Below are 13,268 nucleotides of genomic sequence, written 5' to 3'. Positions count from 1 at the left end.
TATTGCCAGCTTCGAACCTGACGCGGCCCTCTCCTGCACCCAAGCCTACCAGAGTGCGACCTCCATCTGGGTGCGGATCTCAAACCCCAGGTGTTCGTAGAGTTCAATGGCGGTCCGGTTGTTCGCATAGGTGTGCAGAAAGGGCACATCGCCCTCCGCTATGATGCGCTGGCACATATGCCTGATCAGGTCTGCAGCCATGCCGCAACCACGGTGCCCGCTGTCTACGCAAACAGCGCTGATCTCGGTATAGCCGGGGAGCTTCAGGCGCTGCCCGGCCATTGCCACCAGGTGCCCGGCCCGCCGGATACCGATAAAATCACCCATTGTATGCGTGTTCCGTTCAAACGGGCCCGGCTTTGTCCGCGCAGCCAGGTCAAACATTTCAGCGGCATCGTCCGGCCCCAGCTCATGAATCCTGTAACGGTCTTTGGGTGTCGCGGGGCGTACCGCGATCATCTGCACGCCACCAACCCGTTCTTTCGGACCCTGCAACAGGGGGCAAACCGGCGTTTCGCGCTCCAGGGTAAGGACTGGCGCTCCTTTGTGCGCAACCATTGCGGCAAATTCCTGCATATCGATTTGCGATCCGCTGGCTGCCGCTGCCAGCGGGCTGGTATCTTCATGCATCATCCGGGCCGACCCGGCCGGAATGCTGATGTCCGACAACCTGGACATCAGAGCATTCCAGACCGGCCGGTCGAGGAGGGCTTCACAGGGGTCGATTGTAAAGTGTCTGGTCATCGTTGGCTCCTTTTCCTCAGATTGTTTCCCGGGCAGCCAGGCGGCGCATCCGTGCTGCTGCAAGGCCCGCCAGTCCTGCAATCAAAAAGCGGAAACCCTGCGGGCAGCGGCACAGGGGCCGGCAGGTCCGGAACCGGCACAAGGTCGAACCCTTCTGCACGAAGCGACGCGCCGCCAAAGAGACGGGTGGTCGCTGAAAAGAAAGACGCGTTGGCATCCCGTTCTGAACCGGACTGCGGGTACTCACCGGTGTCCGCCACACCGAACAGGCGCAGGATGATCGGGTCACCGTCTTCAACCGATACAGAACCGGAGATTACGCCCGTGTCAGCGCCTGAAAACAGGCCAGCCAACGGGCTGGACGGATCGGTGTTAGACACGCGGCGCGTAAACACAACATCTGGGGCTGTGATTTCAAATCCTGCAAACACATGCGCCAGCGGCACCCCATCAGCGCGATCTGTCGTCACGAAAGAGGCTGCAGAAACTGCGAGATCCACATGAAAGACCCCACTGCCAACGGCCCTGTATTCCGAAGTAATCCCGGAGCGGGCACGTGCATAAACCATAGCATCGGTCTCAGCAACCGGTGCGCGCGCGGCAGAAGAAAGCCTGAAGGTGAACTCCGAAGGATCAGAGGAAACATGGGCGAATGCATCGCCTGCCAGTTCAGAAACATCCGCCGTTATGCCCTGAGCCGTTGCACCGTCTGCGGTATCAACGACCTCTGTCAGATATTCCCCTGCACTGATGTCCGCTGTGCTGACACGCGCCTCTGCAACCGCGCTGAGCGTTGCGGCGCCTGCGACACCGGGTGCCAGCAGAATGCAAGCACCAAAAACCGACTTTCCTGTCATAGACTGTTCCCTGAAGTGTTTTCGACGTCCTGAGCAAAACGACGACGCATTGCCCTCTCTGAACCGGGATAGGCCCGCATGCGCAGCGAAGCTTGATCGTTGTGTGAGGATTTGATGAGGATTGCAGGGCGGGGACCGCTCGATTGAATTGCTCACGGACGCCAAGGCAGGAACCGAAAGAGCGACTGCACTGAATTCGGACACGCAAGGCGCGCCACTGAATATTCGCCCGGCGTACTCATTGATCCGTCCGCCGCCGAGCCCAACTCAGACGCCAACGTTTGCTTTGCTGCACTGTTTCAGACGCAGGAATGGCTTTGGGACAGGGTTGCGGCGACGACTAAAACCGAAAAGCGTTTGCTGATAATCGGCGGATGGACGTCAGCCAGCACCGACTGCCACGTCGCAATACCTGGCGTTCCCTGCACCAGAAACACACCCCGCGTGTCGCGGCATGCGACATGGTTCAATCAAACATCCACCAGCGCAGCCAGCGCCGTCCATTCACGCCGGGATATGGCATTCGGGCCGGCGAGCAGCCAGTAGCTTTCGTGATGCGGCAGAGAACGCTCATCAAGCCGGATCAGATCACCGGAGGCCAGAGCCGCCCCACAGAGCGGGAGCGATGCAAGCATTACGCCGAGCCCGGCCTTTGCCGCATTGATCGCGGAGAGCTGCGTGTCAAACCGCAGCTGCGGCACCGGGGTCGTGGGTATGCCGAAGGCGGATGCCCAGGCAGGCCACCCCGGACGCGGGCCGGCGCAGGCAATGCGGGGCCATGTTGTCCAGGCACCTGATCGGTGGGTAAGTGCAGGGGCGGCGACAGGCGCCAGTGCTTCAGCATAAAGGCGCGCCCGGAAGGGATGCGGCCAGTCCCCCGTGCCGTAGCGGATCCCGATCACATCTTCCCCGGGCGCGTCATGCGCCCCAAGCACCAGCGTTCGGACAGAGAGCTCTGCCGCAACCATCGACTGCAGCCGCGCAAGCTTTGGCATCAGCCACAGATCAATAACGGACTGACTGGCAGATATGGTAAGGCGTTTCTGACCCGCGCCGAAGACCGCTTCGGTACTGTCCCGCAGGCCATCCAGCGCGTGCCGGACGTGCGGCAGCCAGGCCTCCCCCTCGACTGTCAGGGAAATGTTACGGGGCCTGCGATGAAACAACCCGACACCCAGCCGTTTTTCCAGCTGGCCAATGCGCTGGCTGACCGCAGCCTGCGTCAGACCAATTTCGTCGGCAGCAGCCGTGAAGCTGCCCAGCCGCGCGGCAGCCTCAAACGCGCGGACCCATTCCAGCGGTGGCAGGCGGGTATCATGCATAAATCAATCAGCGCCTCAGCTTCATTATTCCTGATTTGAATTTATGCACCAGCTGCAGGAAACTCCACCTGGAACAACATCACCGAAGGAAAACAGTATGCCGTCAGTCACGGTTGATCCGTCCGGCACCTTTCTCACAATGCGCAGTACTTCCGGATCCCGACGGTTTCATGCCGTGTGGCTTCGCGACAATGCGCAGGATGAGAAAACACGCGCACCGGAAAACGGACAGCGCCTGATCGCTTTGCGCGACATTCCCGCTGACACAAAGATCGGTGCCGCGCAGGTCGGTGCCGGCGGAAATCTCGAAGTCCGCTTTGACCCGGATGGCCATGTCACATCATTTGATCAAGCCTGGCTTGCGGCGCATGCCTATGACCGGGCTCCGCCCGAAGGTCGCGGCTGGCTCCTGCCTGACGTGGAACCCTGGGATGCCGCGCTGGCTCACAATCTGCCCGACGGGGACTTTCGGGCGTTGCAGGGCGGAAGCGATGCACTGCACGGCTGGCTCGACAACATTGTGCGATATGGATTCGCGCGGGTCGGAAATGTCCCGGCTGAGCCGGAGGCCCTGTTCGGGATCGTTGATCTCTTTGGCCATGTGCGGGAGACCAACTATGGCCGCCTCTTCGAGGTACGGACCGAGGTCAATCCGACAAATCTCGCCTATACCGGGCTTGGCCTGCAGGCACATACCGACAATCCCTACCGTGATCCGGTGCCCACAGTGCAGGTTCTGCATTGCCTCGAAAACTCCGCAACAGGGGGCGAAAACATGGTGGTGGACGGGTTCGCCGCCGCATTGCGGTTGCGCGACGAAGATCCCACAGGCTTTGACCTGCTGGCGGATTGTTGTGCGCGGTTTGAATACGCGGGCGAAGCAGGTGTGCGCCTCACCGCGCGCCGGCCGATGATCGAACTGGCCCCTGATGGCGCTTTGACAGGGATCCGGTTCAACAACCGCTCCTGCGCAGCGATCACGGATGTGCCGTTTGAGAAGATGCAGGATTACTATGCTGCCTATCGCCGGTTGGGCGAGATCATTGATGATCCGGCAATGGAGGTGACGTTCCGGCTGAACCCGGGTGACGCGTTTGTGGTCGACAACACCCGTGTGCTGCATGCCCGAAAGGGATATTCCGGTGCGGGCAACCGGTGGCTCCAGGGGTGCTACGCGGATATGGACGGGGTGCGCTCCACCCGCGACAGCCTCGCGCGCGATAACCGGAAGGAGGCCGCAGAATGACCGTTGATGCAGCTAATCTGACACCGGAGACAATCGTGGCCTTCATCGGCTCGATCTTTGACCGCCGTGGCGGCGAGGAATACCTCGGCGAACCCGTCACGATGGGCGAGCACATGCTGCAGGCCGCGACCATCGCCGAGCAGAATGGCCAGTCCGAGGAGATCATTGTTGCGGCCCTGCTGCACGACATCGGCCATTTCACCAGTGAGTTCGGCACGTTCACTATGGAGGACACCGAAGACCGCCACCATGAGGACGCAGGCGCCCTGGTCCTGGAGCAGTTTTTTCCGCCGGTGGTAACGGACTGCTGCCGGTATCACGTTGCGGCCAAACGCTACCTCTGTGCGACACGGACAGACTATTTCAGCCGCCTTTCCGAGGCATCCGTTCATTCCCTCAACCTGCAGGGAGGACCGATGACGCAGACAGAAGTCACAGCCTTTGAGAAAAACCCGAACCTGAAGGCAATCATTGCCGTCCGTTACCTCGATGAGGCCGGGAAAAGAGCGGGAATGAAAACGCCGGACTTTGGGCATTTTGCCGGGATGGTACAGCGACAGGTGGACAGGCACATCAGCGGCAGCGCGCGGGAATAGCCACAGCCTTCGCTTTTTCTGCACCTGCGGCGTCGCGCGTTAAGTGCTGGCTGGGGCTGCCTCGCCGATTTCCCAGAAAAGGGCCGTCATCGCAATCAGGGCGTCACGCGCCACCGACTTCAGCATGTGCTCATTGGGCGCGTGCTGCGAGCATCCGCGATAAGAATGCGGCACCCAGACCGTGGGAACCCCCAGGATGTCGGCGAAAACTTCGTTGGGCAAAGAGCCTGCGAGGTTCGGCAGAATGTGCGGCGGCCTGCCTGTGGCTTCTTCGAGTACGCGCGCCACGAAATCCACCCAGGGGTGATCCGGCGGCAGACGTGTAGCATCAAAAAAGCCACGGTCATGCGGCACAATCTGCACAGACTGAAAGCCTTGCGCATCGAGGTGCCGGCGCAGGGCGGGCAACACATCATCCTGATCCGTACCGACGACAAAACGAAGCTGACATGCCGCGCGCGCATGCGCTGAAATCGCGTTGACGGGTGCTTCGGGCACACCGCTGTGCATGGCCAGAACCGCAAAACTGTTCCATCCGAATACCCGTTCGGCGGGCGTCAGGTTTTCTTCACCCCAGTTCTCATCAATATCCGGGCCTTCATCGTTTTCCAGGGGCAGAGTGCTCAGAGCACGGCGTATGTCATCCGTCAGGCTGGTGGGACGCCATTCGGGGACACGGATCTGCCCGCGCGCGTCCGTGATCGTCGACAGCGCCTGAGCGAGGATCATCGCCGGGTCCGCCAGAAGCCCGCCCCAGTTGCCGGAATGATGCGCGCCTTCACGCAGATCGACAATCAGATCGAAGGAAATGCCCCCACGCGCGCCCATGAACATTGTTGGGGTGTCCGGTTGCAGACGCGGTCCATCCGAGGCGATCAGCACGTCGGCAGCCAGCGCGTCCCGGTTGGCCTCGAAGAATTCAGCAAGGCCCGGAGAACCCGTCTCCTCGCCGGTCTCCAGAACAATTCTGCAGTTGAAGCCAAGTGATCCGCGCGCATCCAGAACCGCGCGCAGCGCCGCGAGGTTGATCAGATGCTGCCCCTTGTTATCGGCGGTGCCGCGCCCGTAGAGGCGGTCACCCTCCTCAACAAGACGAAAGGGATGCAGACCCTCGCGCCAGTCGGCTGTCTGTGCTCGGATGACGTCACCGTGCCCGTAGCTCAGGATGGTCGGGCGGTCTGCGTCCTCAATACGTTCGGCCACGAGGAACGGACCGGAGCCTGTCGTAGGATTAGGGTGGATCGTGCAGGTGAACCCCATACTCTCCAGCCGGGGGATCATCGCCTCACTAAGATAACCGGTGAGTTCCGCCGCCTGAGCAGGGTCCTGGCTTTCGGTTTCAAAAGCCACCAGGTCGCGCAGGTCGTCGACAAAGCGGCCCTCGTCAAAATAGGCCGAGATACCGTTGATGGCAGTGTCACGCGTCACAAAAGCTCCCTCACACCGGTGGGTTCACATCATCCGGGATCGGGCAGGTATAAGGCGTGGCTTCCAGGTGGTCGCGGTGCGTCTGCTTTGCCGTATCGATCAGGGACGGGGTTTCGATGAGCCGGCACGCCGTCGCGGCCATCGCCTTGGCCGCATAGATCATGCCCTTGTGCGCTGCGGGGGCCTTGCCCTGGGCCACTGTCTGCCAGGTGTGAAAGGGCGTGCCGATGGCACAGGTGGCCACGCGCGCCTGCACGGTCGGCACCGCCCAGCTGACGTCGCCCACATCGGTTGACCCCTCTCCACCATCGCTGTGGCGGTCAAGCGGCGCGATAAAATCACACAGCGCCAGGTCTTTCTGCGGCTTTGCTCCGATCCGTTTGAACGTCGTATCAATGTCGGCGGCCGTCAGCGTTTTCTGAATGTCACGGGCAAACGCCTCATCGACCGCATCGAACGCAACCGGCCCCAGCTTTTCAAGTTCGGCCTGCAGCGTTTCTTCCAGCGGACGGTTCCCCAGCAGATTAGACACGCCGGAAAACACCTGGCTGGTGACGCGGGTTTCCGTCATCAGCGCCGCACCATCAGCAATTTTGCGCACACGGGCGATCAGATCGTTCAGTTCGGGAAGGGAGCTGGCGCGCACCAGCTGGCGTACGACCGCCCGCGACTGCACCACATTGGGGGCCACACCGCCGGCATCAAGATAGGCGTAATGCACACGAGCTGCGTCAGGGATGTGCTCGCGCAGATAGTTCACACCGATGTTCATCAGTTCGACGGCATCCAGCGCCGAGCGACCCAGCTCGGGAGCACCTGCAGCATGCGCGGCCTTACCGTGGAACGTAAAGTCGATCCGCGTATTGGCCAGTGAGTTTGCTTCGTTCACCCCGGTGAACGTGGCCGGATGCCATGAAATTGCAGCATCCACATCGTCAAAGAGTCCCTCGCGCACCATGTAGGTTTTCGCGGCACCCCCCTCCTCAGCGGGGCATCCGTAGTACCGGACGCGGCCTTTGATACCGTTGAGTTCCAGCCATTCCTTAACCGCAGTTGCCGCCAACAGGGCCGCAGAGCCCAGCAGGTTATGCCCGCATCCGTGCCCGTTGCCGCCATCCTCGATGGGCTGGTGTTCGGCAACCCCGGCCTCCTGGCTGAGGTAAGGCAGCGCGTCGAACTCTCCGAGGATCGCAATCACCGGCCCTTGGTCACCGGCCTCGCCCACAACGGCCGTCGGAATACCCGCCGCGTTTTCGGTCAGCCGGAACCCATAGTGTTCCAGCATCTTTTTGTGCTCAGCCACCGATGCGTGTTCGGCATAAAGGGTTTCGGGCGTGTCAAAGACCCGGTCCGACAGGCCGATGAATGCCTCCCGGTGGCGGTCAACGTGGTCCCAGATCGGATCTGAATTCTGCATTGCTTTGTCCACTTCGTTTCAGGCGCTCTGCGGCGCTGTGGTCTCATGTTCCAGATGGCAGGCGGTGTCACGACCGTCGCGGCCGGGCTGCAGCACCGGTACTTCACGGCGGCAGATGTCCTGCGCCAGCGGGCAACGCGGGTGAAAAGCGCAACCGGATGGCGGATCAAGCGGCGACGGGATCTCCCCCTCGATCGGTGTGAAAGCCCGTTTGCGCTGATCCAGTCGCGGCGCCTCGGCGAGCAATGCCCGGGTATAAGGATGTCGCGGGTCCGCGAAAATCTCTTCAGTCGGTGCGATCTCGACAATCCGGCCCAGGTACATGATCGCCACCCGGTCCGCGATGTGTTCCACCACGCTCAGATCATGGCTGATAAAGAGATAGGTCAGCCCCAGTTCCTCTCGCAGGTCCATGAAAAGATTGATGACCTGCGCCTGGATGGAGACATCGAGTGCGGCAATAGCTTCATCGCAGACCAGAAATTCCGGCTGGACCGCAAGCGCGCGGGCAATCCCGATCCGCTGGCGCTGACCGCCCGAAAACTGATGCGCATAACGCCGTTTGAGCGATGGATCGAGCCCCACCTTGCGCATGATGTCGTCGACATATCCCGACCAGTCAGCCTTAATGACAAGCCCGTGCATCAACGGCGCTTCGCCGATGATATCCTCGACCCGCATTCTGGGGTTCAGACTGGCAAAAGGGTCCTGAAAGATCATCTGAATGGCAAGGGTCGCGGCGCGCTTTTCCGCCCCGCTCAGCCCGGCAACGTCCCTGCCCTGAAACAGCATGTGGCCTTCGCTGGCGGCGTGAATACCTGCAACCACCCGACCCAGCGTGGATTTGCCACAGCCGGACTCGCCTACGAGACCAAGGACTTCGCCCGGCGCAATCGACAGGCTGACACCCTCCACCGCATGTACCGTTTCCTCATGGATATCGGCGCCCAGACGTTGTGCGATCCTGCCGGCCAGATCCAGCCGGCGCACAAACCGTTTGGAAACATCGCGGATTTCAACGAGCGGCGCGGTCATGGATCAGCCTCCACAAGGCCCTGCGGGTTGAAGCACCTCAGCCGCCTTTCCGCGATGTCTTCGACATCAGGTTGCTGACTGCAGGCCTCCGTACGCGCCGTGCAGCGCGGGCCAAAGGCACACCCCTGCGGAAGCGCGAGCATGTTCGGTGTCATCCCCTCGATCTGATAAAGGCGGCCACCGCGCCGGTTGGCGCCGGGCACGGACCCCAGAAGCCCCCGGGTGTAAGGATGCAGCGGCCGGTCGATGACATCATCGGTGCCCCCCTGCTCAACAATCCGCCCCGCGTACATCACCGATATCCGGTCCGCGAGCCCGGCCACAACGGCAAGGTCATGGGTGATCCAGATCATCGCCGTACCCGTCTGTTTTGTGAGTTTCTGCGCTTCGTGAATGATCTGCGCCTGAATGGTGACATCCAGCGCCGTCGTCGGCTCATCTGCTATGATCAGGTCCGGCTTGTTGAGGAAAGCCGTTGCGATGGCTACCCGCTGCCGCATCCCCCCTGATAACTGGTGCGGATAAGCGCGCAGGCGTTCCTCAGGCGATGGAATCCCGACAAGGCCCAGCGCATCGCGGCTGCGCGCCCAGGCTTCTTTTTTGTCGACTTTCTCATGGGCTCTGATCGCTTCCATCATCTGCGTGTCCACGCGCAGAACCGGGTTCAGCGTCATCATCGGGTCCTGAAAAATCATCGAAATGCGGTTTCCCCGCAAACGCTGCAACGTGTCCTCGGGCGCATTCGCGATTTCATCTCCGTTGAACCGGATCGACCCGTCAACGATGCGCCCTGGCTGGTCAATCAATCCCAGGATCGAGAAGCCGGTGATGGATTTGCCTGACCCGGATTCGCCCACAAGCCCCATGATCTCTCCACGGGCGACGGAAAAATCGACGCCGTCCACGGCTTTGACCACGCCGGCATGGGTGAAGAAATGGGTCTTGAGCCCCCTGACATCCAGAACAGCGCTCATTTCTTCAGCCTCGGGTTCAGCACATCGCGCAAATGATCGCCTACCAGATTGATCGACACCACAGTCAGCAACAGGGCCAGCCCCGGGAACATCGAAATCCAGTAGCGGCCCGAGAGCATGTATTCGAAACCATTCGCAATCAGCACGCCGAGCGATGGTTCCGTCTGGGGCAGGCCCACACCCAGAAAGGACAGGGTCGCCTCGAGCGAGATCGCGCTCGCGGTCTGTACCGTCCCTACAACGATCAGCGGGGCCACACAGTTTGGCAGGATATGCCGAAACACGATCCGCGCCCGCGACAGGCCCAGACATTGGGCGGCCTCGACGTATTCCTTGTTCCGCTCAACCAGCGCTGTTGCCCGGACTGTGCGGGCGTAATAAGCCCATTGCGCGACCACGAGCGCCAGAATGATCTTGTCGACCCCCTTGCCAAGCGCGGCCACCAGCATCAGCGCCACCAGCGATGCCGGAAAGGACAGCTGCAGATCCACGATCCGCATGATGAACGCCTCGGTCCGGCTGCCGGCATAGGCAGCGATCAGGCCAATCACCATGCCGATCAGCAGTGCGATAACGCCCGAAGCCAGCCCGACCGTAAGGGAAATCCGGAGACCATAGAGAATGGCGGAATAAAGATCGCGGCCCGCCCCATCGGAGCCCAGCCACATGGTGTATCCCGCGAAAGCCTCAGAGCCGGGCGGCAAACGGCCATCCAGAACATCAACCTGGGCCAGATCGTAGGGGTTCTGCGGCGTGATCCAGGGTGCCAGGATTGCGAGGATCACGATCACACCAAGCACCACCAGAGCAACCGTTGCGATCCGGCCCTCAAAGAACTCTGCGCGGAACCGCTGAAACGGTGTTTCTACGGCGACTGCAACTGCGGGGCGGTCTGAAGCTGTGGTATCTGTCATGCGCCCTGGTCCTGAAGCCGGACCCGCGGGTCCAGAAGCGAATAAACGATGTCCACGATCAGATTGATCAGGACAAAGAAAAGCACAATGATCATCAGATAGGCGACCACCACAGGCCGGTCGAGCTGCAGGATTGCGTCAATCAGCAGTTTACCCATCCCCGGCCAGGCGAAAATCGTTTCGGTCACAACCGAAAAACCGATCAGGGACCCGAACTCCAGGCCCATTACAGTCACCACCGGGATCATGATGTTCTTCATGACGTGCACAAAGATGATGCGGCGCGTCGAAAGCCCTTTGGCACGGGCGTATTTGACATAATCCTGTCCCATCGCCTCGCGCACACCTGCCCGGGTCAGACGGATGGCCAGCGAAATCTTGAGCAGCGCGAGATTGAGGGCAGGCAGGAAAATGTGGCTCAGGCCGTCGGCCGTGAACAGGCTGCTCCGGACGCCGAGGAATGTTCCGATATCGCCCCGACCGGTGGCCGGGACCCAGCCCAGTTCGACTGCAAAGAGGATGATCAGCATGAGCCCGACCCAGAACGTCGGCAGCGAAAAGCCCAGGATCGAAGTCGCCATGATCCCCTTTGAAACCTTGCTGTCAGGGTAGAGACCAGCGTAAAGACCCAGCGGAATACCGATAGCCACCGCCAGAAAGAGCGCCGTGAACGCCAGCTCCATCGTGGCCGGCATATGGTGCAGGATCAGCTTCAGGGCCGGTTCTCCGAAGATGAAACTCTTGCCCAGATCGCCCTGTGCAGCCCCCTTGAGGAACAGCATGTACTGTTCCCAGATGGGGCGGTCGAGGCCGAGGCGCTCAATCGTGGCCTGAATGTCTGCCTGATCAGCGTCCGGGCTGACCAGCATGTAGACCGGATCCCCGACGATATTGACGCCGAAGAAGACGATCAAAGACATCAGGAACACCACCAGAAGCGCCTGAAGCATACGGCGGATCACAAAAACCGTCATGAAGATGAACCCCGAAGAGGTGGTCGCCGGGCCGCTTCAGCGCGGCCCGGCAGAGCGGCATCACTCTTTCACGACACCGATTGCGAGCGTGTACTCGTCTGTGCGCGCGACATAACGCAGCCCCTTTTTCGCAGCCCAGGTGTTGACCTGGAAGTGCGTGGGGATGATCGCGACATTGTCGATGGCCTTTTCAGTGGCCTCCGCAAGCAGGTCCTGACGTTTAGCGTCATCAACTGTGCGCAGCGCTTCCTCGATGATCCCGTCGATTTCCGCATCGGAGTGACGCCCACGGTTTGAGGCACCAAATCCACGGTCAGGATCATGTGTGTGGATCAGCGACTTGAGCGGACTGGATGCTTCGCCCGAACCTGCACCCCAGCCGACCAGGATGAAGCTGAATTCCGGCTGGCCATCCTCGCCACCGCGTGAGGCACGACCGAAGTAGACCGAACGCGGCATGGTCTCTACAGCCGTCTGAATCCCGACACGGGTGAGCATCTGAGCAATTGCCTCAGCAATGCGCGCGTCGTTGATATAGCGGTCGTTCGGGCCATGGATTGTCATGGCAAACCCGTCCGCATATCCGGCTTCGGCCAGAAGCGCCTTAGCACCTGCCGGGTCATATTCGACCACACCAAGCTTGTCTGACACACCAAAGAACCCCTCGGGCAGAAGCTGTCCGGCCGGAATGGCAACACCTTCCATCACCCGCTCCACGATGGCATCGCGGTTGATCGCCATGCTGATCGCCTTGCGCACCCGCACATCCATCAGCGGGTTTTTGATGTCCCCCCCGTCTTTGGCCGTCACAAAGGGCGAGTTCTCACGGAACTGGTCCATGTGCAGATAAATGACGCGGTTGGAAACGCCCTGGCTCAGCTGGATCGCGTCATTGCCTTCCAGTGTGGTAATGTCCGTTGTCGGCACGCCGGAAATCATATCGACGTCACCAGCCAGCAGGGCTGCCACGCGGGACGGGCCGGATGTGATCGGGCGGAACTCCACCTCCATCCACTCCGGTTTGTCACCCCAGTATGCCTCGTTCCGGGTCATTTTGATCGACTCGCCTGGTGTGTAGCTGGCAAAGACAAACGGCCCTGTACCTACAGAGGCGGTGCCTTCATTGAAGTCTTCGGTCGATGCGCTGCAGCCGCCTTCGTTCGAGATGATCGGCACTGTTGAGATGTCGTTCCCCATCAGCGGATAGGGTTCCTCTGTCACAAAGTGCACGGTGTAATCATCAATCTTCACCGCCGTTTTGCCCTTGAGATAGGTACCGAAGCTGGCGGGCGAATTGGGGACATCCGGTGCACGTTCGACGGTACAGACTACGTCATCCGCGTTAAAATCGCTGCCGTCGTGGAATTTGACACCTTCGCGCAGTTTGAACTCCCAGGTCAGGTCGTCAATCGGCTCCCAGGAGACGGCAAGGCCCGGCATCAGACGCTGCTTTTCATCCTGATTGATCAGTCGGTCATAGATATGGCGCGACATTGCATTGTTCGGACCAAGATTGTGAAAATGCGGGTCCAGAGACGTCGGCTCGGACGAAAGTCCGATGACCAGCTTCTCTGCAGAGACAGCGCCGGCGCCCAGCGCCATGATGCCCGCAGCGACCGCTGTCACGGCTGTAATCTTCTTCATCAAAAAGCTCCCTGTTCAGTTGGCGCTTTGTTCGACCGAATCCGGAACCCGGCCTTGCGCCCTGAGCAAATGCTAGCTACCACAAAAATCATTGCCAATACTCAATGCTATGCAATT

12 protein-coding genes are annotated in these 13,268 nt (G+C 60.6%); 2 read left to right on the top strand and 10 right to left on the bottom strand.

The genetic code is table 11. The features are described 5' to 3' along the window. Positions 1 to 45 precede the first annotated feature (45 nt). From AB4K19_RS01040 to AB4K19_RS01030, 3 genes are all read right to left on the bottom strand, one after another. A complete protein-coding gene (locus AB4K19_RS01040) occupies positions 46 to 744 on the bottom strand; it encodes a GNAT family N-acetyltransferase (protein ID WP_375230115.1) in 699 nt (232 codons plus the stop codon). After that, on the bottom strand, positions 741 to 1,601 hold the full coding sequence (locus AB4K19_RS01035; protein WP_375230114.1) for a hypothetical protein: 861 nt from the start codon (positions 1,599 to 1,601) through the stop codon (positions 741 to 743). Before AB4K19_RS01035 ends, AB4K19_RS01040 begins: the two co-directional genes overlap by 4 nt. Before the next feature lie 470 nt (positions 1,602 to 2,071). After that, a complete protein-coding gene (locus AB4K19_RS01030) occupies positions 2,072 to 2,923 on the bottom strand; it encodes a LysR family transcriptional regulator (protein WP_375230113.1) in 852 nt (283 codons plus the stop codon). 97 nt (positions 2,924 to 3,020) lie between these two features. Here AB4K19_RS01030 and tmpA point away from each other — a divergent pair, with 97 nt between their 5' ends. Both tmpA and tmpB read left to right on the top strand, forming a co-directional pair. After that, positions 3,021 to 4,169 (top strand): 2-trimethylaminoethylphosphonate dioxygenase, encoded by a 1,149-nt coding sequence (tmpA, locus tag AB4K19_RS01025; RefSeq protein ID WP_436398745.1) that lies wholly within the window; start codon positions 3,021 to 3,023, stop codon positions 4,167 to 4,169. Further along, entirely contained in the window at positions 4,166 to 4,765 is a 600-nt protein-coding gene (tmpB, locus tag AB4K19_RS01020; RefSeq protein ID WP_375230112.1) for a (R)-1-hydroxy-2-trimethylaminoethylphosphonate oxygenase, read from the top strand. Before tmpA ends, tmpB begins: the two co-directional genes overlap by 4 nt. A 39-nt stretch (positions 4,766 to 4,804) precedes the next feature. On the opposite strand, the gene AB4K19_RS01015 is transcribed toward tmpB, so the two are convergent. From AB4K19_RS01015 to AB4K19_RS00985, 7 genes are read right to left on the bottom strand one after another with little or no spacing between them, the layout of a single operon-like run. Further along, positions 4,805 to 6,193, bottom strand: coding sequence for a M20 family metallopeptidase (locus tag AB4K19_RS01015; protein WP_375230111.1), 1,389 nt, complete (start codon positions 6,191 to 6,193; stop codon positions 4,805 to 4,807). 10 nt (positions 6,194 to 6,203) lie between these two features. Further along, a complete protein-coding gene (locus tag AB4K19_RS01010; protein ID WP_436398743.1) occupies positions 6,204 to 7,610 on the bottom strand; it encodes an amidohydrolase in 1,407 nt (468 codons plus the stop codon). 18 nt (positions 7,611 to 7,628) lie between these two features. After that, positions 7,629 to 8,645: an ABC transporter ATP-binding protein gene (locus AB4K19_RS01005; protein ID WP_375230108.1), complete on the bottom strand. Its 1,017-nt coding sequence runs from the start codon at positions 8,643 to 8,645 to the stop codon at positions 7,629 to 7,631. Then, a complete protein-coding gene (locus tag AB4K19_RS01000) occupies positions 8,642 to 9,619 on the bottom strand; it encodes an ABC transporter ATP-binding protein (protein WP_436398741.1) in 978 nt (325 codons plus the stop codon). The genes AB4K19_RS01005 and AB4K19_RS01000 overlap by 4 nt, the downstream gene beginning before the upstream one ends. Then, positions 9,616 to 10,533, bottom strand: coding sequence for an ABC transporter permease (locus AB4K19_RS00995; RefSeq protein ID WP_375230106.1), 918 nt, complete (start codon positions 10,531 to 10,533; stop codon positions 9,616 to 9,618). Before AB4K19_RS00995 ends, AB4K19_RS01000 begins: the two co-directional genes overlap by 4 nt. Next, positions 10,530 to 11,507 carry an ABC transporter permease gene (locus tag AB4K19_RS00990; RefSeq protein ID WP_375230105.1) on the bottom strand — a complete coding sequence of 326 codons (978 nt, stop codon included), beginning with the start codon at positions 11,505 to 11,507 and terminating at the stop codon, positions 10,530 to 10,532. Before AB4K19_RS00990 ends, AB4K19_RS00995 begins: the two co-directional genes overlap by 4 nt. A gap of 60 nt (positions 11,508 to 11,567) precedes the next feature. Next, on the bottom strand, positions 11,568 to 13,151 hold the full coding sequence (locus AB4K19_RS00985; RefSeq protein WP_375230104.1) for an ABC transporter substrate-binding protein: 1,584 nt from the start codon (positions 13,149 to 13,151) through the stop codon (positions 11,568 to 11,570). Positions 13,152 to 13,268 lie beyond the last annotated feature (117 nt).

Source organism: Roseobacter phycocola (assembly GCF_042055075.2).
In the GTDB taxonomy this organism is placed as follows: domain Bacteria; phylum Pseudomonadota; class Alphaproteobacteria; order Rhodobacterales; family Rhodobacteraceae; genus Roseobacter.
The sequence above is the reverse complement of the archived record's forward strand: the minus strand, read 5'-3'. Positions and strand labels throughout refer to the sequence as shown.

What these genes read in the sequence shown, in the direction of transcription:
- AB4K19_RS01040 (WP_375230115.1), bottom strand. Translation starts at nt 744, where the DNA reads ATGACCAGACACTTTACAATCGACCCCTGTGAAGCCCTCCTCGACCGG.
- AB4K19_RS01035 (WP_375230114.1), bottom strand. Translation starts at nt 1,601, where the DNA reads ATGACAGGAAAGTCGGTTTTTGGTGCTTGCATTCTGCTGGCACCCGGT.
- AB4K19_RS01030 (WP_375230113.1), bottom strand. Translation starts at nt 2,923, where the DNA reads ATGCATGATACCCGCCTGCCACCGCTGGAATGGGTCCGCGCGTTTGAG.
- tmpA (WP_436398745.1), top strand. Translation starts at nt 3,021, where the DNA reads ATGCCGTCAGTCACGGTTGATCCGTCCGGCACCTTTCTCACAATGCGC.
- tmpB (WP_375230112.1), top strand. Translation starts at nt 4,166, where the DNA reads ATGACCGTTGATGCAGCTAATCTGACACCGGAGACAATCGTGGCCTTC.
- AB4K19_RS01010 (WP_436398743.1), bottom strand. Translation starts at nt 7,610, where the DNA reads ATGCAGAATTCAGATCCGATCTGGGACCACGTTGACCGCCACCGGGAG.
- AB4K19_RS01005 (WP_375230108.1), bottom strand. Translation starts at nt 8,645, where the DNA reads ATGACCGCGCCGCTCGTTGAAATCCGCGATGTTTCCAAACGGTTTGTG.
- AB4K19_RS01000 (WP_436398741.1), bottom strand. Translation starts at nt 9,619, where the DNA reads ATGAGCGCTGTTCTGGATGTCAGGGGGCTCAAGACCCATTTCTTCACC.
- AB4K19_RS00995 (WP_375230106.1), bottom strand. Translation starts at nt 10,533, where the DNA reads ATGACAGATACCACAGCTTCAGACCGCCCCGCAGTTGCAGTCGCCGTA.
- AB4K19_RS00990 (WP_375230105.1), bottom strand. Translation starts at nt 11,507, where the DNA reads ATGACGGTTTTTGTGATCCGCCGTATGCTTCAGGCGCTTCTGGTGGTG.
- AB4K19_RS00985 (WP_375230104.1), bottom strand. Translation starts at nt 13,151, where the DNA reads ATGAAGAAGATTACAGCCGTGACAGCGGTCGCTGCGGGCATCATGGCG.